The organism is uncultured Nostoc sp. (assembly GCF_964245445.1).
Taxonomy (GTDB): domain Bacteria; phylum Cyanobacteriota; class Cyanobacteriia; order Cyanobacteriales; family Nostocaceae; genus Nostoc.
On the sequence record NZ_CAXTNE010000011.1, the window covers coordinates 33,807 to 58,770 of the forward strand.

A 24,964-nucleotide genomic window follows, 5' to 3' on the forward strand; every position below is an offset into this window, starting at 1 on the left:
CTGACCGAAAGTGTCTACTTTTTATCAGCAGTCAAGCGCTTGAGATACAACTGAAGAATCCCGTAAAGAATTAGAGACACAGTGAAAATGCCTACAGGTAGTAATAGCCAATTTTCTTGTAAAAAGCGTGATGCTTTACTGAGGATAGTGGTATTTTCCAAGCGACGAGTGTTTGGAGCGCTTTGGAAAAACTGTAGTTGATAAGCATTAGCATCGTAGGAAACTGGGTCTTTTTGATCGCTACTAATTAGCACCGTATCCTTTTTGAGTTGGAAGAACCACGGGTCTTGATTGAGGACTTGTCGCACTCGCTCTAAACCAGTTTCGGTTTGAGATGTTAAAGCTAGAACGACGCGATCGCTATTCCAAGGAGAGATAATTTGCTTAATCATCCCTTGGGTATCCTGCGGGGTCTGAACTACAGCATTGGCAGAGGAGCGGGAATATGCCTGACTCAAGTTGAAGCCAGTGGAATTAAATACTTCGGGAAAAGGAAAGTCTTCTCGCGTTCCAATTCCTACCAAATGGTCGTTTTTGCGAGCTTTTGTTGGCAAAGCATCCGGTGTATAAACATTTAGTTTGACAGCATCTGCTTGACTGAGCCTTCCCAAGCGTTCGCTAAAAGCCAACAAGGTTAAAACATCTGTCTTTGAGGGGATTTGTGGCACGACGATCGCTGTCTGGGACAAATCCTGTGGTGCAGCAAAGGGGAAACCGAATTTCAGCAGGTTCAAGTCTGGTAGTTGTGTAGAGATTTCCCGTTTCAGGTCGAAGCTAGTATCAGAATGCACCGTACCTGTCAATTGTTGATCTGGTGGCTGAAGACAGTTCTGTTTGTCAAACGGTTCTCTCGGATTCATCCGCAAGAAAACTTGCAGTTTCGAGTTGGGTTTGATCAAGTTTTCTGGCAAATTGACTTTAAGGTTTTTGCGAGTTTCTCCCGACTCAGAATCAAGACGTGCCCCACCAATGAAAACTCCATCCAGTAAAACTTCGATCGCAGAAGTTCGGGGATTAACTTGTGGCCCATAGCTGTATACCAGATTCATCGAACTACCCCGGAGAAATCTATCATCTGGTAAAGCCCGAAAATCAATTTCAACTGGCGGCGCTCCGATTCCACGTACAGTCACATCACTAAACGGCTCACCATTTACTTGGGTTTTGATGTCGCCCAATTTAAAAGAATTTTGTTCTGGCAAATAACGAGGCCATTGGCGGAGTCCTGGTGTAGAAGTATCCTTGAGGGTATCGACAAAAACCACCTGACCAGTACCCATTTTCCGCAAGTCTGGCTGTGATAAAAATTCAGTTGCCTTTTCTACAGCTTTTGCACTGTTCCCAGTAGCAATTAAAACCGGAACTCCGCTCTTTTCAGCTTTAGTTATAATCAACACCCCTGTTTCATCTGGTACGGGGTTGTTATCACGATCGAGAATTTGATTGCTGATGACTTTCAGGGGCAAATTCTTCCAAGTATTTAGGGATGGTTGCTCGTTGGGAGTACCAATGATCACCAAGCGATCGTTTGCCTTCACATTTGCGACATCAGACACCACGTTCGTCTGAATCGGGCGAAAATCTGCGATTCTCCCAAATGCCGCTTGTAAGCGAGCTGCTGCTGTTAACCAGGATTGATCAACTTGACTCGGTTGCAAATAAGCAATTTGGTTAGTTTCTAAGCCGAATTCGTCAAAGAAAGGATAAGGATAGCGGCTGAAATTCAGGGGAATCTGCTGCCGTTCATAGTTAAAAATTAATTTGGAATCTGGCAGAATCTCTGTCCACAAGTCGGGGCTATTAGGATCGCTACATTCGAGGCTATTATTCTGCTGTGCTACCAATGTGAGTTCGTTGTAGTCTTGCAGCAGCTTTGGTGGAATATTGAACAGTACTTGACCTACTTGGGACTCTTTGCGATTGAGTGGTACGCTACCAACACTGATGCCATTCAATAGCACGGTCAGGTTAGAGCGATTGGCATATAGTGCTGGTGAATGTTGAAAACGGATTAAAGCTTGTACTTTACCTTGATCTAGTTTCCAGCCACGAGGACGGGTAAAGGCAAGACGACCTTCTGAGTAAACTCCGCGCAAGCGCATCCGGTTGCCTACAATCGGACTACGATTAAATTCTAGGGTGTAAGTTGCCAGATTCTTGGCACTAGGAGCTTTTAAGTCTGCTTTACTAGTATTTTCTGATGTCGTTGCTTGAGCTAATAAAGTTACTTCTTGTTGCAGATCACCTTTGGTTTGAGCTTGAGCGCTCAATAATGAACTAGGAAACAAAAAAAAGCAAGAAGTAACAATAATTGCTTTTTTACTAATTTGGGAAAGATGAAACAATTGCTTCATGGTAGAGTATGATTTGATTGTGAATTTACTGAATTTTTTTGGCGTAAAAAGCACAGGTATTTTGTTGCTTTTAGAACTTAAAACTCATTTCATCGGATTTTTATAAAAAATCAACGGGAGCCAATCTGTCGAAAGTAAAAGGTATTTGAGAAACTTGTACCCTAACTCAGCGTCAGAGGATATCATTTAAGCAATTGCTGGGGAATTGTCTTTGGAGGTAGCAATCCTAACCAAGCCAAATTCTGGGTGTAATAAGCAGATTGGTCTCCCCAAATTCCCTGCTTGTATTGAGGCAGTATTTTTTTCACAAGCAGTTCTTGAGCGATCGCTGGTTCCACTAACTGCATGGCGGCATACAACATAGCGTATTGGGATGTAGCTTCGTAATCCACTAATGGTTTTCCTTGGAGATCAATGCGTGCTGGTATCGATTTTTTACTCCACAGTTTTTGCAGGTGCTGAGTGGATGTCACTAGATAGCGCTGCGCTTGGGGTGATTTGAACCAGGCAGCATCCAACGACAAACGCCACCAGACTCGATAGGAATCAAAACTATACAAACTCTTTAGAGTGCTGGATGCTGGTAGGGTTTGGTATTGTCCTGTTTTGGTATTTATAGCTACCCAATCACTGGGTAAACCTACCTTAGAAAGCTTTGCGGAATCTTCTAGCACTTGATAGCTGCTGTCTACCAAACTCAACCAATCATGTTGGGGATCAACTTGTGCAAAGATGCGAAAAGCATAGGGTGCAAAATAAGAGGGATTCAGGTAAAGGATAGATGCATTCGGGACGAATGCAGCTACAGGCCCTGGTAATAGGTAGCGCTTACCTTGGGTTTTTGAGATAGTGGACAAGTTCCACAAATCTTGCAGTTTGAGTTTTGCCAGTTCCAGGTATTCGGGTTGATTCCAACGCCGTGATGCTAAAATCAGGGCAGTAATCGCATCTATATCTCCATCGCTAGCAAAGTTGCTGTCGATGACACCCCAGTTACCATCTTCCTTTCGCCCCCATTTCCAAGCCCACAAACTATCTGTGCGTTTACCAGCTGCTTGGCGCTGGAGGTTATTTTCCGACCAGTTTAAAGTTAGGGCAAAAGTTGCCGGATCATTAATCAGTACTGCTCGTAGCAAAGCATAAGCTTGACCTTCGCTAGTTGAGCGATCGCTTGCTTCGTAATCAATCACCCGCCCATCTGACTGAATAAATCTTTGGCGGTAGCTATCCCAACTTTGGGCTAGTAATTCCCGGTTGGGCGTAGATTCAGGAAGATCAGCTAATAATCCAGTGGGATTTTGACTACTACCTCCAGTGGGGACGTTTGCCACCGGGGTTTGCTCATCCGGCGTTTTGGGGTTTGCTGCCGAGTAACTAGAGACACAGGCAGATAAACCAATCAGGCAGGCAATAGCTGCCACTTTTGGGAAGTGCCACATCCTAAGAACAGTTTGATTTGTAAAAGATTTAAGCGATCGCTAATTTCTGTTTCGACGTTGATAATCTTCCCAAGGGGGTTGAAATCCTCGTCGTAGCAGAAAGTCTGTTTGGATTTGCTGTATTTGCCGAGATGCATCGCTATCGTTTCCTCCTTCTGCGGCTGCTTCTAATTGCAGTTGTTCTAGCTGTGCCAGTGCTGTCAAAGGCTGATCTAAAATTGCATTCAATCCAGCAAGGGCGCGGCGTGTGCCTTTGTCTTCCGGTTTTTGTGCCAACACTTGAGCATAAATCTCCTGTGCCGATTCAAAGCGGCGCTGTTCAAAGCGAATTCCGCCTAAAGCCGCTAAGGCATCGATGTTATCTGGTTGCTGCGCCAGAATATTCTGATAGGTACTGCTAGCCAAATTCAGATCACCTACAGATCGAGCCAACTCTGCCTGCAACTGGTATGAGTCAGAAGTGTTGGGAATACGGGCAATCAACTGCTTCATCCGCGCTTGTGCTTGGGCAGGATTGCGTTTTGCTATCACCTGTAATAGGCGCAGTTGTAGTGGTATAGAATTAGGGTCAGTTTCTACCAGATAACTATATAAAGCTTCTTTTTGCGGATCAGTAGGCAGCGCTCCTATCAAACTGTAGAGTTCTGGAGGAGTATTGGTTGCAGGTTGTGTAGCTAACCAATTGTTGAGAACTGCCTCTGCTTCTGGTTGCGAGATCCGCTTGGCTTGATAGGCGATACTAGCACGCCCTAGTTGAATCGACAAATTTTGAGGATTGCGAGCTATCAATTGGTCATAAACTGTCACAGCCTCATCAAAACGCTTTTGTTGCAGTCGCACTCCAGCCAGTCCGCCCAAAGCAGCATCAATAATATCGCTATTATTTGGCTTGCTAGCAATCACAGCTTGGTAACGTTGAGCGCTAGCTTCGAGATTACCCTCACGACGCTCAATTTCTGCTGCTAGTAATTGGGGTGCGAGGTCTTTAGCACCTGCGGGGGTAGCTGTGTAAGCTGCCAAAGCTTGCCTTGCACCATTCAACTCTTGGCGCTGCACATACATTTGCGCCACCCGGAAATTCAAAAATGGTACGTTAACCCCCATTTGTAAAAGATTTTGGTACACAGGTAAAAATTCTGGGTCGGGAACATCAATGTTCACTAAAGCATTAGCTAGCTGTTGCAACTGGACGCGATCGCTTGGTGCTGATTGTATTGCAGTAGCCAAACGCTGTTTCAAGTCATTTTTACCGAGCAAACCTAGCTGATTTTCCAAAGCTAATTGCTGCACCACCAGACTTTGATCGTTGGGAAATTCTAACGCCACCCGTTGATACAGTTGCAGTGCTGTTTGTCGTCCTTCGGGGAACCCAGTAAAGACATCAGCGACTTCGCGCAGTAGTTTGGGGGAAGGGTTGGGATCGGTTTGCAGTGCTTGACGGTAGAGATTGAAAACTTGCTGGGTGAGAGTGGGGTTATTGGTGTACTTGCGAATTTCATTGAGCGATCGCGCTAAGGGCAAAATCGCATCTGGCCTTCCCTGTAATACATCTAAAACCGCCAGCGCTTGGGCTTGTTGTTGATTGGCAAGGTATGCTACAGCTAGTTCTTTACGGGTTTCAAACCCCATCTCGTTAAGTTTATTAGAGCGCTGCAACTGCGCTTCTAATACCTCTACTGCCCCTCCAGGATTGCCTGTTTCTCGTAAGGTGCGACCATAGGCTAGTGCTGCATAATCTGTAATGGCTTTGCCGATGGTGCGGTAGCGGTTAAACAACTCCAGTGCTTTAGGAAAATCCCCACTGTAACTATAAGTTTGAGCTGCATCAACGACTGCCTTTGGCGTGGGGTTGTTGTTCAGCACGATTTGGTAGTCTGCCAGGGACTCGTTTAATCGCCCTTGATAAGAGTAGAGTAGAGCACGGTAATGACGAGCTTCTGAATCGTTAGGATTTAACTCTAATAAAGTTGTCAGAGTCTCAATTCCTTTTAAGTTCCACTCAGGACGATAAGTAGCTAATATACCAACTGTCTTTAAAGCTAGTTGATTGTTGGAGTCTGCCGCCAGTACTTGTTGATAAGCACTCCAAGCTTCGGGAATACGTCCGGCTTTGCGATAAGCGATCGCTAATCCTAACCTAACTTGTGAAGATTGGGGTTGAGTTTTGAGGGCTTGCTGGAAGGCTGCGATCGCATCATTAATCAAGCCTTTTTTTAAGAATACAAAACCCTTTTGTGCCGATGTTGATAAGCTCTGTGCTTGAGCAAGGGCAATGCTGCTCAAAGGTGGCACAGTTAGCAAGTAAGTAAAAAGGAAAAATGAACAAGTAAAAAGAGAACGATATTTAATTTTTTTAGCTTTTCCCTTTGGCCTTTTATCTATATTGTTTTGACTCATTGAGTAATTCTCCCTCTGGGAGTGATACCAAATTCTGATTTCACCCTGATACCGAAGACTGTTTCAGAGAAATCATCACGCGCTTGAACCGAAAAGCCTAGCCGTAGATTGTCAAGAAATTTAAAATCGTAGAACATTTCTAATACATCGGGACTATTTCCACGACGTAGCTGATCGTTAGAGAGCGCGCGTCCATAAGCTATTCCTACCCGGTCATCTGGGGTAAACAGATCCACAAAACTAGCTCCCAATACGTAAGTATTTGCACCCTCTCCTAAAGTGCGGTTTTCGTAGTGACCATAGCGCCCAAATAAACCTAATTTAAGATTGGGAATAAAGACTTCGGCGTTGAGACCGTATGCTTCTTCGCGATCGTTTTTATCAGTGCCAAATTGATTGTTACCTCTGGCAATGCTATAGCTTTCAAGGAAGCTATCATTAACACCAGCGTCGCGATCGCTGGCATAAGTACCACGAATAATTGCATTGCCGTAACGGATGCCGATTTCGCCAGCAAATCCATCTAAAGAAAAGTCACCGATTTTATCTGCTGATGAAAAGACTGCTGCTTTGGCTTCAATATTGTCGGTGATACTCCAATCGGTTAACAAACCAGTGCGGGAACTAATCCCTGTTGCCGCCAGTGCGGGGTTAGTTTGAAACACCGGATTAAAAAATTGACTGGCTCCATCTTTAGCAAAGCTGTTGCGATCAAAATAAGACGTTAAATCTATTTGACCGATCACAAACCGCAAATTAGGTACTCCTGCTAATGAAGTCGCCAAATAAAGCTCGTTGACGTTCAAACCATCGTTTCGGGAGTCATCGAAGTTACGGTTGCTGCCTTGGCTTGTTAAATCCAAGGTTGCCCCAACCAAAGTTTGAGGAGACAGTGGGTAGACTCCCGTGACTCTCGCCCGCGCTGAGGTGTCGCCACCTTGGTTAATATAAACTCCTTGGAATCGTAAAGAGGGTTCCCTTAAACTACTGCTAGGCAGCTGGCGGCGTTGTTGAGTAGTTATCGACGGGGTAACTGGGACTGCTGTGCTTGGAGTCGGAGTCGTATCAAGGACTGATGGTGTTGTCTGTGAATTAAATAATTGTTGATTAAAAGTTGGTGCTGCTCCTGATGCAGTTGATTCTGGGGTTGCAGGCAAGTTGGGAAGTGGTGGCAGAGGGGCTGTTTGAGAACTGAGTAGTTGATTAAAAGTTGGTGCTACTCCTGGTGCAGTGAATTCTTGCGTTGCAGCCGAGTTGGGAACTGGCGACAGGGGAGCCGTTTGAGAACTGAGTAGTTGATTAAAAGTTGGTGCTACTGGTGCAGTTGATTGTGGTGTATCAGGGAAGTTGGCGAGTGGTGGCAGGGGAGCTGAACTACTTGGTGGCTTGGAGCCGTTCATCTGTCCTTGCAATCCTAAATTTAGGTTAGAAGTATCTCCACCTGTTGCCACTCGTGGTGCAACAGAACTATGTGCTGCTGAGGCTTTTCCAGTTACCTGCTGCTGGATGAAGACATTCTCCATTTGTTGGAGATCGTTGACTGGTTTGGGTTCCACAACTTTCAACACTGGATTAGCGATCGGTGCAACTGCTACACCAGTGGTTACGCGTGGAGGAGGCAATGTTTGTGACCCTGGCTGAGATTGACCCTTATTGACGGGTAATTTAGGCACTGGTAGCGGTTCTACTAAACCCAATTGGTAGTCAGTAGTCTTTAGCTGAGATGGATTGACTTGAGCTGAAGATTTTTCGCTCACTGCCAGTACCCAGCAAATCGAGACGACGACAGTACAAAGCAGTGGATAAACCTTGTGGTACTGGCTTGGAAAAGTAAATTTATAACAATCGAGTACTGTTTGCCTCATCAGCCTAGTTGAGTAACAACTACATATTTAGGTTATTTAATGTCGCTACTTTAGCAAAGTAAATGGGTATTAACCACTAGATTGAATAAAATTTTTAATTTTCAAACAATTGATTAAGAGTCGATAAAACTTGTTACTTTCAAAAATAATTTGGGCATAATAAGTAAAAACTTGAGCTATTTGCAAACAAACTAAATAATTTGCCTATTATCATGCAAAACCTTAATTTAAACACTTTTATCGCTAAATTTAAAGCTTTGTATCCTACTAATCTCCAGATAGGCACTTGCCTAATGCTTTTAGCTGCTAATTATGGCTGTGTTCAAAAAGCACAAGAAAAGGTGGAGATGAAAATCGGAGATGTACAACCTATATCAAGTAAAGGTATATACAATATCGTCGGTAGTACCAATCTGCCCGAATCTAGCAAGATTACAGTGGCTGCTGTGCGTTATTTGCGTCCAGTATCAGGACAAACAGAAGCTTTACTGAATTCAGACACGAGTATTAACCGTTCAATTTTGGCTCGTCAAATTGTCGAAGTGAAACAGGGAAAATGGGAGGCTGCGCTGAATCTGTGGCAAGTTTCACCCGATGGTAGTTTCCAAGAAGTCTGGCAAGCAAATCCAGCACAAATACGACTATTTCCAGAAGGTGGCGTTACATTTGTAGCTATTTTCGATCCTGCTACTGAGTCGGAACAGCCAGATAATCAAAACTCTCAAAAGTTGAAGTTAGAAAATCAACAGCTTGAAAAGCTTGAAAGCAACTTGATTCGCTTTACTAATGAAGGTGAAAAATACTTACAAGTTAGCCAAACTTTAACAGTACCCTTACCTACGGGAAAAACAATACCACCTCGTCCGCAACCAGAAGACTTGAATGGTGGTTGGGGAAACCGATATCAAATCCCGCCGCAATCCACAGCTTCTAAAAGTACCTTACCTCCACCGACTAAAGATAGGCAGACGAACGCCTATCTAACTTCTTCAGAGTTTCTCAGGTGATAATGATAGCGGTTCTCATTTAAGTAGGTACTGAACCCCACCCCCAACCCTTTAAGAGCAAGCGAGGAGCTTGCTCTTATGTACCTTATTTGATTAGGAAAAGCTATAACTCTCTCCTAAGAAAACAGAATGGTTTCTTTCATTCATAGTGGGCGATCGCTCATGAATATCTTCTGTCACTTTCAGAATTAAGCAAGTAGTAAATAAGTTAAATTATCCAGAATTTATTACTACGGTAATTGCATTTAAATCTAATGCTTTCTTAATTTTATTTAAGCTTCGGCTTTTAATTTATTTACGGGTAATCTAGCCTTATATTGCTCTCTTTTTGATAGGTAAAAACTGGAATACCAGCCTCAATATGAGCGCTGGCATTCAGATATTAATTACCCAATAACCACCAATTCAGTGGGCATTGATTTGAGTATATTTTAAAGGACGGTATTATAGTAAATCTGAAATTTAGCTGGGGGTTCTACCTCAGTATTTGTTGCTTGAGACGTTAGTTGCAAATTCTCTTGCATTGCTTGCATCTGTAGCATCATCTCTTTAATTTGTTTTTGCAATTCTTCAAATTCTGATGGCATAATTGCTGTTTGATTCACTTCACCAGCAGTAATTTCTTTCATACTATTGGGATTTTCTTGAGCATAGCCAAGGAAAGTTTGGGCAGATGCAAACGCAGAAGTAGCAGCAATATCCCTCATAGTGGTAGTGGTATTTTTTTGAGTTGCAACCTTTGGTACAAGATTTACTGGTTGTGCGTCCACTGGCGTCTGGGCTTGCGCTCTAATAGGTTGAGATGCATTTATTGCAGAGTTTTTTGAGATGAGAGCTTGGTCAAAAGGTACCTCGTCATCTAAAAAAGCGCTCAATCCAGAAATTTGCAGTCGAGGCTCGGAAACTTGCCATTCTTTTAGTAATGTCTCTTTTTGCTGTAAGTGTTGCTCTAGATTAGATAATTCTTGCTGAATTTTCGCTGATTTGGAAGAAGAATTTCGCCAACCACAGAAAGCAAGTGCTGAAATTCCAGACCCTATACTAAGTGCTGTTGCAAAAACTACGTAAGGAATAGCAATATCTCTAAGTTTGCCATAAAAAATAGGTTCTTCCTGAAATTTGATAGCAATTTGTTTATCGCCTAGTGTCGCAAGGGGAAAAGACATTAAAGAAAATACACTTAGAGAAGCGATCGCAGGTGGTAGTAAAAATTTTTGCAGTGCAGAAAGTGTCATATTCAGAAAGCTTTTGTAAAATAAAAGACTATGAGTAGATTGCAGCAGATATAATTACCGTTTATAACATCTAGCTTGTATAGAGTTTTCACGGTTACTCAATATGTGTACTGCCTTAGTATCTAAATTATTCTCTATACGAGATATGTTCAATAGAAAACTCATGAAGAACTCAGTAAATTACGTAAATTTTTTGTAAATTAAGCAACTATCGTAAATTATCTAAAGGGAAATGCAAATAGATAAAAGTTTATACGTATTATCAGGCTAAGATTTAGCGTTCTTGACTTCCACTATCCAATTTTTACGGATACAGAAACAAAAGTAGCTAAGTATTGCTCTAAGATTACTAGGATGTCCAGATGCATGGAAAGTTAATTAAGTAATACAAAGAACAGTCAAATAAATGCATTGTAATTAGAGTACAAATATTTATCCTCGCCTAACAATCACATTTCCAAAAATACTTTTTAGCTAAAGATGCTGTAAAATTCCTTTACTTGTAAAAAGTATCATATATTTTTGCTGATTCAACTTAGATATTGTCCTACCAGAAAAGTAATAATAGTATGCAAGTTATCGATAAAAATAAATCAAGAACAGTGAGATTACATAAGCAATTACTGATGTTTTCCCTAAGTCTAATAGTATTTCTAATAATTATCTTGACAAAGACACCTGCTAGTATTCAGCTAGATGCTGTTAGGGCTATGATGCCAACACAGCCACCATTTTCAACGAGTGGTAGAACAATTGTTGATGCAAAAGGCAAGGTCGTACTGCTCAGAGGTGTTAATTGGTTTGGGATGGAAACTGATACGCACGCCCCTCACGGTTTATGGCAACGAGATTATAAAGAAATGCTGGCACAGATTAAAAACTTAGGATATAACGTCATCCGGTTACCTTATTCTGTGGCAGGATTGCGATCGTTTAATGTAAGTGGCGTTGACTATACAATTGGTAGCAACATAGAACTTCAAGGGAAAACCCCCTTGGAGGTAATGGACTTAATTATTCAGGAAGCGGAACGTCAAGGATTGCTAATCCTGCTCGACAGCCACCGCCTCAACGATCAGCAAATTCCAGAATTGTGGTATGGAGACGGCTTTAGCGAAGCAGACTGGATCGATACTTGGACAATGTTAGCAATCCGATACAAGAATCAAACTAACGTTATTGGCGCAGACTTAAAAAATGAACCCCACGGGAAAGCTAGCTGGGGTGATAACAATATAAGTACTGACTGGCGATTAGCAGCAGAACGTGCAGGTAATGCCATTCTTAGCGTTAATCCTAATTGGCTAATTGTCGTTGAAGGAGTGGAAAAGAATGTCCCTGGTCAAAAACTGCCACAGCATTGGCATGGTGGAAATTTAGAAGGTGTGAAACGCTTCCCAGTACGTTTATCTCGTTCTCATAAGCTAGTCTATTCTCCTCATGAGTACGGCGCTGGGGTGTATAATCAGCCCCACTTTTCTGCCTCTAACTTTCCAAAGAATCTGATTTCTCGCTGGCAAATAGGATTTAACTATATCACTAGTCAGAATATTGCTCCCATCTTGATTGGAGAGTTTGGAGGACGGCAAGTAGACTTAAATTCCAAAGAAGGTATTTGGCAAAATGAGTTGGTAAAATACATTCAAAAAAATAACTTGAGTTTTACTTACTGGAGTTGGAATCCTGATAGTAGTGATACAGGCGGAATTTTATTAGCTGATTGGCAAAGTGTTGATCTACCCAAGCAGCAATTACTCTCCCAACTGCTCCCACCTGTACAAGTTCAACCGCCAGATCAATCGAGTAATCCTCCTGTTTCCCCAACTCCTAATCCTTCTGTATCCCCATCTATTACTAGTACTGTTCAACTAAAAGTCACTAATGACATCAATTCCAACTGGGAAACTGGATTTTGTGTCAGTTTCAAAATTACAAATCAGGGTAATACCAAGGTTAACAACTGGCAACTGGCATTTAACATGAATCAAGCTAAGATTAATAACTTTTGGAACGCAGATTTTAAACAGCAAGGAGCTATACAGTATGTAGTGGCTCCTTTGGACTGGGGAAAAACAATTGAACCAAATCAAGTACGGGATACTGGGTTTTGTGCCAACAAACTTGGTTCTGACTACCAACCGCAGCAAATTAGCGCCGTCTCGATTTGAAGTCAAAAGTTAAAAGGCGAATTTGTCATGATAGGAGAAATCACCAATCCCATTAACCATTGAGTATTAACTCAGCACACAAGATGACTGAAGCAACAGCAACTCGTCCCAATACCCACTTCCAGGAAACCAGGCCAACGATTCATTACCTGGTGGCAATGTCCCAACCAGAAACCCATCTGTTTGAGGTGACTTTACGCCTTGTGGATTACCACTCGCCGATTCTCGATTTAAAACTACCGGTGTGGACACCTGGTTCCTACTTAGTCCGCGAATACGCCAAGAATTTACAGGATTTTGGGGCTTTTGCAGAGGGTAAGCCTTTACCTTGGCGGAAGATCAGTAAAAATCACTGGCAGGTAGACAAAAAGGCTGTTTCAGAATTAACTGTACGTTACCGCATTTTTGCGAATGAGCTATCGGTACGGACAAATCACTTAGATGCTACCCACGGTTATTTTAACGGTGCGGCACTATTTTTTAGAATAACGGGCTGGGAGAAGCAACCCATTCGCGTCACTATCGTACCACCACGCCCGGAATGGCAGGTAACTACTGCCTTGCCATCGGTTGTTGAGGAAAAAAATACTTTTTTGGCTGGCGATTTTGATACTCTTGTTGATACTCCCTTTGAGATTGGTCGCCACCAATTGTATAATTTTGAGGTTTTGGGAAAACCCCATGAACTGGCAATCTGGGGGCAAGGAAATCTCCAAGCCCAGCAGATGATTGCTGATATTCAAAAAGTTATTCAGGTAGAAGCACAGATGTTCGGCGGTTTGCCCTATGAACGATACGTGTTTGTACTACATTTGTTTAGCCAAGCTTTTGGCGGTTTGGAGCATAAAAACTCTTGCTCCTTAATTTACCAGCGTTTTGGATTTCGCGCTCAAGATAAGTACAATCGCTTTATCCAATTGGTAGCGCACGAGTTCTTTCACTTGTGGAATGTCAAGCGAATTCGCCCAAAAGCATTAGAGGTTTTTGATTACGACCAAGAAAATTACACATCATCATTATGGTTTTGTGAAGGCACTACTAGTTACTATGACTTGTTAATTCCTTTGCGGGCAGGAATTTATGACGTTCAATCGTATTTGAATAATTTGGGCAAAGAAATTACCAGATATGAAATGACACCGGGGCGCAAGATACAACCCGTTTCTGAGTCGAGTTTTGATGCCTGGATAAAACTCTATCGCCCGGATGCCAATAGCGGTAATTCCCAAATCTCCTACTATTTAAAGGGAGAAATGGTATCGTTGTTGCTGGATTTACTGATTCGCTCTACTCACGACAATCAGCGCTCCTTTGATGATGTGATGCTGAAAATGTGGCAGCAATTTGGGAAAGATGAAATTGGCTATACCCCAGAACAGTTGCAGGAAGCTATAGAATCTGTCGCCGGAATCGATTTGACTGATTTCTTTAAACGCTACATTGATGGCACTGACGATTTGCCTTTGAATCAGTATTTAGAACCCTTTGGCTTGCAGTTGGTAGCTGATGAGCAGGAAGAACCTTACTTGGGTGTGAGAATAAATACAGAGAATGGGCGGGAGATAATTAAATTTGTGGAGACTGGTTCACCTGCACAAACAGGGGGAATTGATGCAGGTGATGAATTACTAGCAATTGATGGGATTAAGGTAACGGGGAATGGCTTAAGCGATCGCCTCAAAGATTACCAACCAAACAATACCATTCAAGTCACCGTTTTCCACCAAGACGAACTCCGTACTTATTCCATCATCCTCGCCTCACCACATCCCAGTCGCTATCAGGTAAAGCCTGTTGAGCATCCTAACTCCACACAAGAGCAAAACTTTGCTGGATGGCTTGGGGTAGCGATCGCAACTATTTGATAAAGGGATTGGGGAGTAGGAAGTGGAGAAAAGGGGGACAAGGGAGAATTATTGAATAAGTTTCTTCCTTGTATCTTCCCATTCCCTATTCCTTAGTCCCCAGTCCCCAGCCCTAAGCCGTTCTCACTGCCCCAGAATAAATCAAACCCCGTTGCAGATCCAGGGTTATAATCGCCCCATCCCGAATTGCCTGCGTTGCGTGCTTCACACCGACAATCACTGGCACACCTAGACGTAAGCCAATTACTGCTGCGTGACTTGTAAGACTTTCCTCTTCAGTAATAATCCCGGCAGCTTTACGAATTGCCTCGACAAAATCGGCACTAGTGCGGGGTGCAACTAATATGTCTCCAGGATTAAAGTTACTAACATCCATACCAGTATTAGCGACCCGTGCGCGACCACTCACTGAACCTTGTCCCAGTCCAATTCCGTGACCTAGTATTGCCGTCACCACCTCAACCTTAATCAAATCTGTGGAGCCGGAAATTCCCTGGAGTGTGCCAGCCGTCATTACTACTAAATCTCCCTCAGATAGTAACTTCAGTTCCTGAGCCACGTTGATCGCAGCTTGAAATGTCTGACCTGTGGAAGGTAATCCTAGCACCAACAGGGGTTTTACTCCCCACACCATTTGTAGCTGTCGCGCCACATTCACATGGGGTGTCACTGCCAAAATCGGTGTATGGGGGCGGAATTTAGAAACATTGCGAGCTGTTGCCCCCGTTTGCGTTAGGGTCATGATTGCTGCTGCGCCTAGTTGTTCGGCAATTTGACCCACAGCTTGACTAATAGCATTGGGAATGGAGCGTCGGGCATCTCTCGAAGAACGTAAGTTTAAGTGTTGGGCTTCTTCCTGCTCCATACGTTCGGCAATTCGTGCCATCGTCGCTACTGCTTCTACAGGGAAGTTACCCACAGCAGTTTCATTGGAGAGCATTACCGCGTCCGTACCGTCCAAAATCGCATTAGCCACATCCGATACTTCAGCGCGAGTGGGACGGGGATTGCTCACCATGCTGTCTAACATCTGGGTGGCGGTGATGATGGGAATCCCCAAGCGATTTGCTGTAGCAATTAGCCGCTTTTGGAGTACCGGAACATCCTCTGCTGGCAATTCCACTCCTAAGTCACCTCTGGCAACCATTACGCCATCACACAAAGCCAGAACCGCCTCCATTTGTTCAATGGCTTCGTGCTTTTCAATTTTGGCAATCACTGGCACTTGCTTGCCTGTACTGGAAATGAGTTCTTTAATTTCGATCATGTCCTGCGGATTGCGAACAAAGGAAAGTGCCACCCAATCTACACCTTGATCTAGACCAAACATCAGATCCTCTCGGTCTTTGTCGGTCATTGCCTTAATTGACAGGTAAACGCCGGGAAAGTTTACGCCTTTGTTGTTAGAAAGTTTACCAGGCACGGTGATCCGACAATGCAAATCACCTTTGTCCCGGTTAATCTCCTGCACAACCATTTCTACTCGTCCATCATCAAGCAGGATTTTTGCGCCAACAGGGACTTCTTCGGCTAAATAATCGTAGGTAACGCAACTAATTTCTTGCGTACCTATAACAGGACGATTTGTCAAGGTGAAGCGATCGCCTTTTGCTAAAACTATAGACCCGTTGTCAAACTTACCCAAGCGAATTTTTGGGCCCTGCAAGTCTTGGAGAATAGCCACTGGCTGATTTAGTTCAAAGGCGGTTTGCCGAATTAAGCGAATACTACGCTGATGGTCGGCATGAGTTCCGTGGGAGAAGTTTAGCCGCAGCGTCGTGGCTCCCGCTTCAATAATTGCCTTAAGCATTTCAGGACTGCTAGTGGCGGGGCCAATAGTAGCGACAATTTTTGTCCGGCGTAGAGAATCTCTTAATTGCATAGGGGCTGAAGTTAGGGAGCTATCTGGGAAGTCATCGTAACTTAAATGGCATCTCCTTTTCAGTCACTGCTATATCAATAGATATAAGCAGTTAGAGAGGGCTTATGGGAGAGTGGAGGCTGTGGGATAGACTAGATATAGTACATCAATCTTGTGTCCATCCTCCCAACGAAGGTGTTTATCCCATCAACTTCTTGCCAATTGTCATACCCCGCTTATCAGTAAAGACTAGTCTTCGTCTGGAATCATAGCGTTATTCATCTACTGATATGCAAAGCTATGAATAAATATTCCTATACAAAACTTTACAAAATTTTATTCTTTTCTAATCTTTATCGTATATTTGTAATGTTTGATTAAGAAGGAGTCAATGTTAGAGATGATCGCATCGGAGGCACAAAAGCCACTGACAATCCCGCCAAAGGAATTTTTAGCGCCTCCTGGTGATTTTAATCCCACGCTACTGCTTTTTTTGGTAGCTGTAGCAATGCTGGTGTTATCTAACTTTGGTTACTGGCTTTGGGAATGGCCGCACTGGTTATGCTTTAGCGTTAACACTATTGCTTTGCATTGTGCTGGGACGGTAATTCATGATGCTTGTCACCAATCTGCCCATCGCAACCGGGTGATGAATGCGATGTTAGGGCATGGCAGTGCATTGATGCTAGCTTTTGCTTTTCCAGTGTTTACGCGGGTACATTTACAGCATCATGGACATGTAAATCATCCCGAAGACGACCCAGATCATTATGTCTCTACGGGTGGCCCACTATGGTTGATTGCGGTGCGGTTTTTGTACCATGAGGTGTTTTTCTTTCAACGGCGACTGTGGCGGAAATATGAGCTATTGGAATGGTTCATCAGCCGCTTAATTGTCGGTGTAATTGTTTATATATCAGTGCAATACCACTTTTTGGGTTACATTCTGAATTTTTGGTTTATACCAGCTTTTGTAGTGGGGATAGCACTGGGATTATTTTTTGATTATTTACCGCATCGTCCTTTTGCGGAGCGCGATCGCTGGAAAAATGCTCGCGTCTACCCTAACCAAGTTCTCAATATTCTAATTATGGGACAGAATTACCACTTAATTCATCATTTGTGGCCTTCTATTCCTTGGTATAATTATCAACCTGCGTACTATGTGATGAAGCCTCTGTTAGATGAAAAAGGATGTTATCAAACTTCAGGATTGTTGCAGAAAAAAGACTTTTTTGAGTTTGTTTATGACATCTTTCTAGGAATTCGGTTTCATCATCAAAAAGAATAGAGTTGTTGTATAAAGCGATCGCCTTAAAAATCTCCGATTTCAACAACTACACCCGGAGTGATCGCGATCGTGTCTACGACAGTGCGAACACTGGGTATCAATGGAAGTAAATCAGGTAGGCGATTACTAGATGCTACTAGAACAACGACCGCAACTCCAGCCTGTTGCAAGTTTTGCTGATATCGTAAGTTTTGGTCTGTTGTGAGGATAATCGTGAAACTCTCCTGGATCATCAGTTGCAACAGTTCGCCATTCTTTTTGCCTGACCATCCCATCTCTACAACTGCGCGTACCTCATAATCAGTGAGTTCACGCCTTTAGGGTCGTGGAACACACTCATCAAGCAGAATTCGCATAGGTTAGTTAGCATTTCCTTCGCTAATTCGAGAGTGGCGTAGGCGTAGCCCGTCGTAGACATCGCTTGCTCACGGCTGACTACTGGGAAAGTGATCTAAAAACTCATTCAGTGAGTCACCCGCTTCGAGATAATCGAGCAAGGTTTTTATCGGCACACGAATACCAATAAAAACAAGGGTTCCCCCCGATGTATCGGGGTCGCTATGAACAACACGGGATGTGGATGTCATATAGTTAGCTTGTCAGCTACAGACTACCTTCTGATCCTAACTCTCGTCGTCTCGGAAATCTCAGCATATATTTAATGGAAGTAAATCAGCCAAACGTACAATAGCGATCGCGCCCCTTTTGTTTAGCATTGTACAGTGCTTTATCGGCTGAAGCGATGAGTGTATCTGGCTTGATGTCGTAAGTGGGTATGATACAAGTAATACCCAAACTAAGGGTAATGATATCCTTGACATCAGACCGTGCATGGGGAATAGCCTGATCGTGGATTGCTTGTTGAATATTTTGTGCTACTTTGATTGATCCCGCTAAGTCAGTATTGGGGAGGAGTACCGAAAATTCTTCTCCACCGTAACGCGCCACGAGATCAGCAGGACGATAAACTGTCTGTTGCACTGTTTGCGCTATTCTGATTAGACAATCATCGCCTTCAAGATGACCATAGTAATCGTTGTAAAATTTGAATTTATCAACGTCGAATAAAATCAGTGAAAGGGGTTGTTGTTCTCGTGCAAGGCGTTGCCATTCTGCTTCCAGTCGTCCATCGAAGCAGCGACGGTTAGCCACCTGAGTCAAACCATCTAGATTTACCAGTTTTTCTAGTTTCTGATTTGCATCTTCTGCTTTTTGTTTAGCAATTACTAACTCTGCTGTTCTCTCCTGTACCCGTTGTTCTAAAGTTTCAAAAGATGTTTGTAACTGAAGTGCCATATTGTTAAACGATTTTGCCAGTTGACCTATTTCGTCTTTTGAGCTAACTTTGGCGCGGATATCTAAGTTACCTACGGTAAACTGGAAAACTATATTGGTAAGGTAAATTATTGGCTGGGTTAGCAGTTGCCCAATAGCAAAAGCGATGATTGTCACTACTGAACCAATAATTGCAAATAGAAAGATTGCGTCACGAATTTGCTTTTGTAAAGGTGCTAGGGCAACAGCAAGGGGCTGTGCAAACAACACAGACCAAAGTTTATATTTTTTTAAACGAGTGATCGCAATCAGATTAACTTGATTACCTCTTGCTGACAAAGATGCAATTAAATACGATTGTTTATTATCCAATGCTTGCTTAAGTTTTGACTCATTAGTTGCCAATTCTTTGACAGGATAATTAGACAAACGCCCTTCCGGTTGCAGTTGAGTTACAACATCGTCAGGCAGAGGTGCCAAATCAATATTATTTTCATCTAAAAGAATAGCAAATGATTTTGTCCCAGCCCGTTCCGTTTGTCGAGTTACTAACTGCTCGACAACAGTAGCATTGTATGAAACACGCAATACACCCAATATATCTCCCTTGGCATTGCGAACCGGACTGCTAAAACAGAGGGTAACAAGGTCAGAAATTGTTGGCGATCGCTTCATGCTAGAAACAAAAGACAACCCAGTTTTTAGCGGTTCTTTAAAATAATCTTGAACTGATTCATCTTTGCCAATGTTCGCTGTATTTGTATCTAATACATTTTTCCCGTTTAAGTCGAGCAAAGCGTATGAGAGAACATTGAGCATATCTTTGCGACTAAGACGAATTAATGTTTCTGTCGCCAATTGCATCTCGGGGCTGTCATCTCGCTGTTTTGGAGTGAGGCTGAGGTAGCGTGCCAAACCTGGTAAAATCGCCTCTACGCGCACGGCATTGAGATTTCCATCAATAAACGCATCTATTCTGTTAGCAGTTTCGTTAGCCGCCGCAGATAGGGCTTGTTTCGCGTTGTCAGTTAGTGCTTTTTCAGTTGTCTGTTTGTTGATAAATGCCAATAACAGCAACGGAACCAAAGCAACAATGAGAAACCAGGTGATCAACTTTGTACGGATACTGCCCAAAAGATAGTGCTGCATAGCTTTAAACTAAGAGGGAGGCTTCAAGAAGGAAGAATTGAACAAACTTGTTAGCTCAGGAATCCGATTCATGTTTCCAGAGCGAATAAAAAAGTCTGCATATATCTTGGCAGTTTTGTAGATAGACTTAGGGTTGCTAGATTGAAAGAATTTTTGATTTTCACCTAAATCAGTTAGGTTTACTCCCTCCAGAGAGATTGTATTGCTAGGAATTTTTAACGCTTTGCTGATGATAGCGTTTCCTTCCTGAACATTTGCTTTCCAGTAGGTCGCGGCTTGCAGCCATCCTCGCACAAATGCACGAATCTCTTCGGGGCGATCGCGGATTGTCTCACCGCGAAAGACAATCATATCTAAAATCAAGCTAGGGGTTTTTTTGCTGGTAAATAGGATATGTCTCCCTAATTTCATAGCTTTAGAAAGATGGGGTTCCCAAGTGTGTCCGGCTTGAATAGCATTATTTTTCAGGCGTTGAGGAATTTCTGAAGCCTCTAATTTAACCAAGTTCACATCATCGCTGGTTAAGTTAGCAGTTTTCAACATTTCAGTCACGAAAACTTCGCTAAAACCGCCTAGATTTGCACCCAGCTTTTTCCCTTTCAAGTCAGCGATGGTTTTAATTTGTGGTTGGGCGACTACTACATCTGCTCCTGTTGATTCATCTATAACGATCACGCCTTGCATATCTGGATTTATGGCACTCAAGATTATAAAACTTCCCAAGGATGATGTCGTACCATCATACTTACCCGCACTGAAATTTGCTTGCTCCAATTGAATATGTCCTTTATAAATTAGTTCCACATCTACCCCTTGGGCTTTGAAGAACCCTTTTTCTTTAGCAATGATGCCTGGATACTCCCCAACAAAAGATCCAAATATCACTTTCAAGGGAGGGCGTTTTAATTCGGTCGGGGCCCAAGCATGACAAGCAAATAGCAAACAGACGATAATGAGAAAAACACTGATGTCTTTGAGTAATTTAAACATTGAAGGTTTGATTTTATTGAATTTAACCGAAATTGAATTTTAAGCAAGAGAGACAGATGGTTGATTTATATGACCTAATCTGCAACATACGGAAACGTCCTGCTATGTATTTGGGACGAGCTTCCATATCAAATCTCCGCACTTTTGTTGCGGGTTACTGCTTTGCCAGTCGCCAGATGGGAATTCCTCAAACACCTCAATAACAGCAATTCTCAGAATTCCAAACCTGGATTCAACAAAGATTTAATCTGAATTCCAATCAGACTTGGAATCAGATTATTCTATTTTTCTCCCAAGATGAACATACCGCCTTAGAGCAGTTTTTCAAACTGTTTGATGAATTCATGCAAACAGAACGTCCTGGAGAAATTCAACCGAATACAACGAATAATTTGATAGTGGTTTCAGGAACTCAACAGTGAAAGAAACTTGAAATGGATGCTTTAGTCCAAGAACTCGACACAAAACTACGTCAATGGCAACCTAACATTGCTCAACAAGTGCGACAATGCCTTGCAGAGATTATTGAACTGGCAGACCAGGATGCTCTGGATATTCTTTGCTCTAAAGTGGTTGAACAAGAAGTATTGGATTTAGATTGATGAACCCTAAACCTGGTGAAGTGTGGCTAGCCGATTTAGGACTTGCAGCCAAGACGCGCCCTGTTGTTACGATCGCCTACAGATAGCTTCAAAGTGCATCAGGCTCTGAGTCTAAACCAAACCACTTCAATCCTGCCGACATCCAAGGAGATTGTTACATTTTCGCCTTGGGTTTGACTGCAATTGTCCAATACTGAAATGTTTCACTTCCAATGCGATCGCTATTTTCACGGTAGATTTGCCGCAAGCATTCATAAAACGCTTGGGCTTCATTCTCCAATCCAAATGTCATTAAGCACTTTAATATACGGGTGATGCGAAGATAATTGTGGTTAAAGATACAGATCCATTCGCGTTTACGATTCGGATAAGCTTCTGACTGGCTGACAACTATTTTTCCGTCATTATTCTCGTAGCGTTGCAATCCATAAAACTGAAGCATGACAGTGAAGGAGTGCAGCAAATTTTGACGTAGGTGTGGGTTGCTTTGAAATGCTTGAATTACTTTCTCATCAACAATGGGTGCATCACGATTGAATGCACTTCGCTCAGGTAAAGGGAACAGCCACTGAATGTAATCATGGACACACTCCAATTCTTCAAAATCCCAAGTCCACATCTCTTGAATTGTGCGACCTTTTGAATCTCGTTGCTCCCCTAAGTAGAACGGAACAAGCATTGCACTGAGTTGTTTTTGATGATTCATTGCAAACTCCCTTCACAACTCAACATCCTGATTTTGGGCGCGATCACCTAACCAATTACCTCAAATCACTACGACAAATTAGTAATATTTTCCCACCAGCAGTAGGTTGAGCAGCCACATCAGCACACAATGATATTTTTGTGCTGTTTATTACATATATTTATTTAAATAATTTACACTTTTGACTTCACTGCTGGCTGTGATGTTTGTAAAGACTGGGGCAAACTCCAGTCGGGACGCAAGCTAGCGGCGTTGCGTAAATAGGTATGATGAATTGAGGCGGATGCTGGCAGATAGGCGTGGATTAATAACCGAATGCAGCGCTGTAAGCTGCCTTCGACGTGCATTTGCTGCACATCCAACATGGCCACATTATCCCAATCAGGACGGGATCTAGCGATCGCAGCTGGAAAAATAGCATCCAAATCGCGTGTCACTGAGAAAGTCACACTAATCATGTCCCTCGGCTGGAATTGATTCCGGTTTTCTAGTTCATCTAGTAGTTCCGTCACTACCTCTCGCATTGCCTCAACGGTATTTTCTGAAACGGTTGTTGCTCCGCGAATAGCCCGCATTTGCCACTCCACGCCCAAATCCTCCTTAAAAGAAAAAAGTTAGATGTTAAGAGTTAAGAATGAGATGTTAAGATTTTTAACTCATAACTCCTCACTCCTAAACGCCAGTTGCTCCACTTGGGGAAACCCCAAGACCGCACTGGCTCCTCCTAACTCATATTAGGGTCGATATAACCACAAGGGTAAACCACTAGTAGACATTTCAAATTCGAGCCAATCAATTCCAGATCGAATTCCTGATGAAACTTGACGGCTTCCTGGCAGAAGGCGACTCAATAAAGGTTTACGTTCTTCTAGGGTATAGCAGAGAGTTTTTTCTGGATCAAGGCCGATCAGTTCTGCTGTCCAGCGACGCGCATCTTCTTCTGTGCCCAGGCGATCTACAACACCCAACTCTAGGGCTTGCTGTCCAGTAAAAATCCGGCCATCAGCGAAACTTTTCACAGCTTCTACTGTTAAAGAACGACCATCAGCTACCGTTTGGACAAACTGCTGATAACTTGTGTCAATCAACTCTTGCAGGATATTTTCTTCTGGTTGAGTCAGTTGTCGGTCGAAAGACAATATGTCCTTGTAAGGGCCAGACTTAATTACCTGGAAGGAAACACCGATTTTTTCTAGCAAGCGTTCCAAGTTATTTCCACGCAGGATCACACCAATACTACCCGTAATTGTACCTGGGTTGGCTACGATGTGTTCGGCTCCCATACCGATGTAGACTCCTCCAGAAGCCGAGATATTGCCAAAGCTAGCGACGATTTTGATTTTTTCGCGCAGACGCTTTAAAGCGCTGTAGATTTCTTGAGAATCTCCGACTGTACCGCCAGGGCTATCGATACGTAGCAATAATGCCGGAAACTTTTTTTCTTCTACAGTTTTCAGGGCTTCTAAGACGCGTTTGCGAGTAGCACTGGCGATCGCACCAGTAATTTCAATCCGCGCAATTTGTTTTCTAAACTTGGGCTTAAACGGCCAAATCATGAGCTGTCAACATACCTCGTAATAAATTCAATATAAGATGCCCAACGGTCAGACGACCTCTTTTGCTCTGTTAAGAAACATGAGCAGGCATTGTGAGCATCAGTATTTTAAGGAAATTTTTATATTTTGCAGTGAGTTTTATTTGATATTCTCAATGGATACTAATCAAGTCCTTAAAGATTGCAGATAACACAAAACGCCAAACTCTAGTCTAGCGTCCAGCATGATGATTTAGCACAGACTATTTTAGCTGTTTTGCAGAATTAAAATCCTACAACCCTTGGTATTCTAAGTTTTTAACTTTTTAAGGATTGTTTTGCTAGGGTCGCGCACCTGTACTAGTTGTCAGTAATTAATAACTAATAACTAATAAATATTTAATTAATAACTCCGGTAGTCAATTTAATTAATAAAATTTATTGAGCAAAACTAATCCCCGTTTAGATTAAAACCAATAGTAGTTTCACTTTTGGTAATATCACTTTTCCTTATTTTGCACAGCCCATGAGCATCTGACGAAGCTATTTCTAGAGCTTATGAATCAATTCGTAAAATTTGACACCGATAGTAAACGTACATATCAAACAGTGCGCCGACGAAACTACAGGTCAAACTAATCACAAATAATCCACGTAGGGGAGTTCCACTGCCAAAGGTGGCGAGAAAATGCATAATCTGAGTAGCGATCGCCTCAGTTAACTCTTGTAAGCCGGAGAAGTAACCAATGAGGGGTAAAAGGAATAATCCGCCGCCAACAAATAACATGGGAGCGACAAAACTAAAAATGATCGTCAGCAGTAGGGAGCGGAGAAAGTTAGTGAAAATAGCCATTTAAGACAAACTCCGTGAGTAGAGATGACAAGAGCTAGATAGCAGTTCGTCATTTTCTACAATACGTGCGATCGCTCCTGACCAACCAATCTGTCAAAAATCTTAAGTTTTCATTAAAATAAACGGCTACTAGCTACAGTACATGCTGGGTAGATCAAAAATGATTTGAATCTACAAAACCCTTGCACAATCAAGTTTATAGCTAAACTTATCCCTATTTATTGGTTTGCAACACCTTTAATAACAGCTTCATTTTCTGAGAGCATCTTTAATCAAAGTTAATATTCAGTGCCATGAAGAGGCAGGGAAGCAGGGAGCAAGGGAGAAGAGTTTTCCCCTTGCCCCCGGCTCCCTGCCCCTCTGCCTCTTCCCC

The 24,964-nt window shown here is 42.7% G+C and carries 19 protein-coding genes and 2 pseudogenes; 7 read left to right on the forward strand and 14 right to left on the reverse strand.

Going from position 1 to position 24,964, the window contains the following annotated elements:
- Positions 1-14 precede the first annotated feature (14 nt).
- The 4 genes from ACFE90_RS03445 to ACFE90_RS03460 form a co-directional block, all read right to left on the reverse strand.
- Positions 15-2,354 carry a cellulose biosynthesis cyclic di-GMP-binding regulatory protein BcsB gene (locus ACFE90_RS03445; protein WP_375497748.1) on the reverse strand — a complete coding sequence of 780 codons (2,340 nt, stop codon included), beginning with the start codon at positions 2,352-2,354 and terminating at the stop codon, positions 15-17.
- Positions 2,355-2,536: 182 nt separating this feature from the next.
- The gene (locus ACFE90_RS03450) at positions 2,537-3,793 is read right to left on the reverse strand and encodes a glycosyl hydrolase family 8 (RefSeq protein ID WP_375497750.1); all 1,257 of its coding nucleotides are present in this window, start codon (positions 3,791-3,793) and stop codon (positions 2,537-2,539) included.
- Positions 3,794-3,832: 39 nt separating this feature from the next.
- Positions 3,833-6,190: a tetratricopeptide repeat protein gene (locus ACFE90_RS03455; RefSeq protein WP_375497752.1), complete on the reverse strand. Its 2,358-nt coding sequence runs from the start codon at positions 6,188-6,190 to the stop codon at positions 3,833-3,835.
- Positions 6,187-7,947 carry a porin gene (locus ACFE90_RS03460; RefSeq protein ID WP_375497754.1) on the reverse strand — a complete coding sequence of 587 codons (1,761 nt, stop codon included), beginning with the start codon at positions 7,945-7,947 and terminating at the stop codon, positions 6,187-6,189. The genes ACFE90_RS03455 and ACFE90_RS03460 overlap by 4 nt, the downstream gene beginning before the upstream one ends.
- Positions 7,948-8,267: 320 nt before the next feature.
- On the opposite strand from ACFE90_RS03460, the gene ACFE90_RS03465 reads away from it, so the two are divergent.
- Positions 8,268-9,062, forward strand: coding sequence for a hypothetical protein (locus ACFE90_RS03465; protein WP_375497756.1), 795 nt, complete (start codon positions 8,268-8,270; stop codon positions 9,060-9,062).
- Positions 9,063-9,493: 431 nt separating this feature from the next.
- Here the strand turns inward: ACFE90_RS03465 and ACFE90_RS03470 are convergent, their stop codons facing one another.
- A complete protein-coding gene (locus ACFE90_RS03470; RefSeq protein ID WP_375497758.1) occupies positions 9,494-10,297 on the reverse strand; it encodes a hypothetical protein in 804 nt (267 codons plus the stop codon).
- A gap of 569 nt (positions 10,298-10,866) precedes the next feature.
- On the opposite strand from ACFE90_RS03470, the gene ACFE90_RS03475 reads away from it, so the two are divergent.
- Together ACFE90_RS03475 and ACFE90_RS03480 are read left to right on the forward strand one after the other, a co-directional pair.
- Entirely contained in the window at positions 10,867-12,465 is a 1,599-nt protein-coding gene (locus ACFE90_RS03475; RefSeq protein ID WP_375497760.1) for a cellulase family glycosylhydrolase, read from the forward strand.
- A gap of 83 nt (positions 12,466-12,548) precedes the next feature.
- A complete protein-coding gene (locus ACFE90_RS03480) occupies positions 12,549-14,330 on the forward strand; it encodes a M61 family metallopeptidase (RefSeq protein ID WP_375497762.1) in 1,782 nt (593 codons plus the stop codon).
- A 112-nt stretch (positions 14,331-14,442) separates the two neighbouring features.
- On the opposite strand, the gene pyk is transcribed toward ACFE90_RS03480, so the two are convergent.
- Entirely contained in the window at positions 14,443-16,212 is a 1,770-nt protein-coding gene (gene pyk / locus ACFE90_RS03485) for a pyruvate kinase (RefSeq protein ID WP_375497764.1), read from the reverse strand.
- A gap of 379 nt (positions 16,213-16,591) precedes the next feature.
- Between pyk and crtR the strand changes: the two genes are divergently transcribed.
- Positions 16,592-17,482 carry a beta-carotene hydroxylase gene (gene crtR, locus ACFE90_RS03490; protein WP_109012739.1) on the forward strand — a complete coding sequence of 297 codons (891 nt, stop codon included), beginning with the start codon at positions 16,592-16,594 and terminating at the stop codon, positions 17,480-17,482.
- Between the two features lie 23 nt (positions 17,483-17,505).
- Here crtR and ACFE90_RS03495 read toward each other — a convergent pair whose 3' ends face one another.
- The 4 genes and pseudogenes from ACFE90_RS03495 to ACFE90_RS03510 form a co-directional block, all read right to left on the reverse strand.
- The gene (locus tag ACFE90_RS03495; RefSeq protein ID WP_375497766.1) at positions 17,506-17,757 is read right to left on the reverse strand and encodes a hypothetical protein; all 252 of its coding nucleotides are present in this window, start codon (positions 17,755-17,757) and stop codon (positions 17,506-17,508) included.
- Positions 17,758-17,821: 64 nt separating this feature from the next.
- Positions 17,822-18,069: pseudogene (locus tag ACFE90_RS03500) on the reverse strand (DUF433 domain-containing protein).
- 85 nt (positions 18,070-18,154) lie between these two features.
- Positions 18,155-19,906 (reverse strand): diguanylate cyclase domain-containing protein, encoded by a 1,752-nt coding sequence (locus tag ACFE90_RS03505; protein WP_375497768.1) that lies wholly within the window; start codon positions 19,904-19,906, stop codon positions 18,155-18,157.
- Between the two features lie 9 nt (positions 19,907-19,915).
- Positions 19,916-20,896 carry an ABC transporter substrate-binding protein gene (locus tag ACFE90_RS03510; RefSeq protein WP_375497770.1) on the reverse strand — a complete coding sequence of 327 codons (981 nt, stop codon included), beginning with the start codon at positions 20,894-20,896 and terminating at the stop codon, positions 19,916-19,918.
- Positions 20,897-20,952: 56 nt separating this feature from the next.
- Here ACFE90_RS03510 and ACFE90_RS03515 point away from each other — a divergent pair, with 56 nt between their 5' ends.
- The 3 genes and pseudogenes from ACFE90_RS03515 to ACFE90_RS03525 form a co-directional block, all read left to right on the forward strand.
- The gene (locus ACFE90_RS03515; RefSeq protein WP_375497772.1) at positions 20,953-21,099 is read left to right on the forward strand and encodes a hypothetical protein; all 147 of its coding nucleotides are present in this window, start codon (positions 20,953-20,955) and stop codon (positions 21,097-21,099) included.
- A gap of 231 nt (positions 21,100-21,330) precedes the next feature.
- Positions 21,331-21,498 (forward strand): hypothetical protein, encoded by a 168-nt coding sequence (locus ACFE90_RS03520; protein WP_375497774.1) that lies wholly within the window; start codon positions 21,331-21,333, stop codon positions 21,496-21,498.
- Positions 21,498-21,575: pseudogene (locus ACFE90_RS03525) on the forward strand (type II toxin-antitoxin system PemK/MazF family toxin); the annotation flags it as partial. The gene ACFE90_RS03520 and the pseudogene ACFE90_RS03525, both read left to right, overlap by 1 nt.
- 77 nt (positions 21,576-21,652) lie before the next feature.
- Here ACFE90_RS03525 and ACFE90_RS03530 read toward each other — a convergent pair.
- The 4 genes from ACFE90_RS03530 to ACFE90_RS03545 all read right to left on the reverse strand — a co-directional run bounded on the left by ACFE90_RS03530 (position 21,653) and on the right by ACFE90_RS03545 (position 24,591).
- The gene (locus ACFE90_RS03530) at positions 21,653-22,204 is read right to left on the reverse strand and encodes an opioid growth factor receptor-related protein (RefSeq protein WP_375497776.1); all 552 of its coding nucleotides are present in this window, start codon (positions 22,202-22,204) and stop codon (positions 21,653-21,655) included.
- A gap of 173 nt (positions 22,205-22,377) precedes the next feature.
- Entirely contained in the window at positions 22,378-22,779 is a 402-nt protein-coding gene (gene aroH, locus ACFE90_RS03535; RefSeq protein WP_375497778.1) for a chorismate mutase, read from the reverse strand.
- 159 nt (positions 22,780-22,938) lie between these two features.
- Positions 22,939-23,760, reverse strand: coding sequence for a signal peptide peptidase SppA (gene sppA, locus ACFE90_RS03540; RefSeq protein ID WP_375497780.1), 822 nt, complete (start codon positions 23,758-23,760; stop codon positions 22,939-22,941).
- 534 nt (positions 23,761-24,294) lie between these two features.
- Positions 24,295-24,591, reverse strand: coding sequence for a hypothetical protein (locus ACFE90_RS03545; RefSeq protein WP_375497782.1), 297 nt, complete (start codon positions 24,589-24,591; stop codon positions 24,295-24,297).
- Positions 24,592-24,964 lie beyond the last annotated feature (373 nt).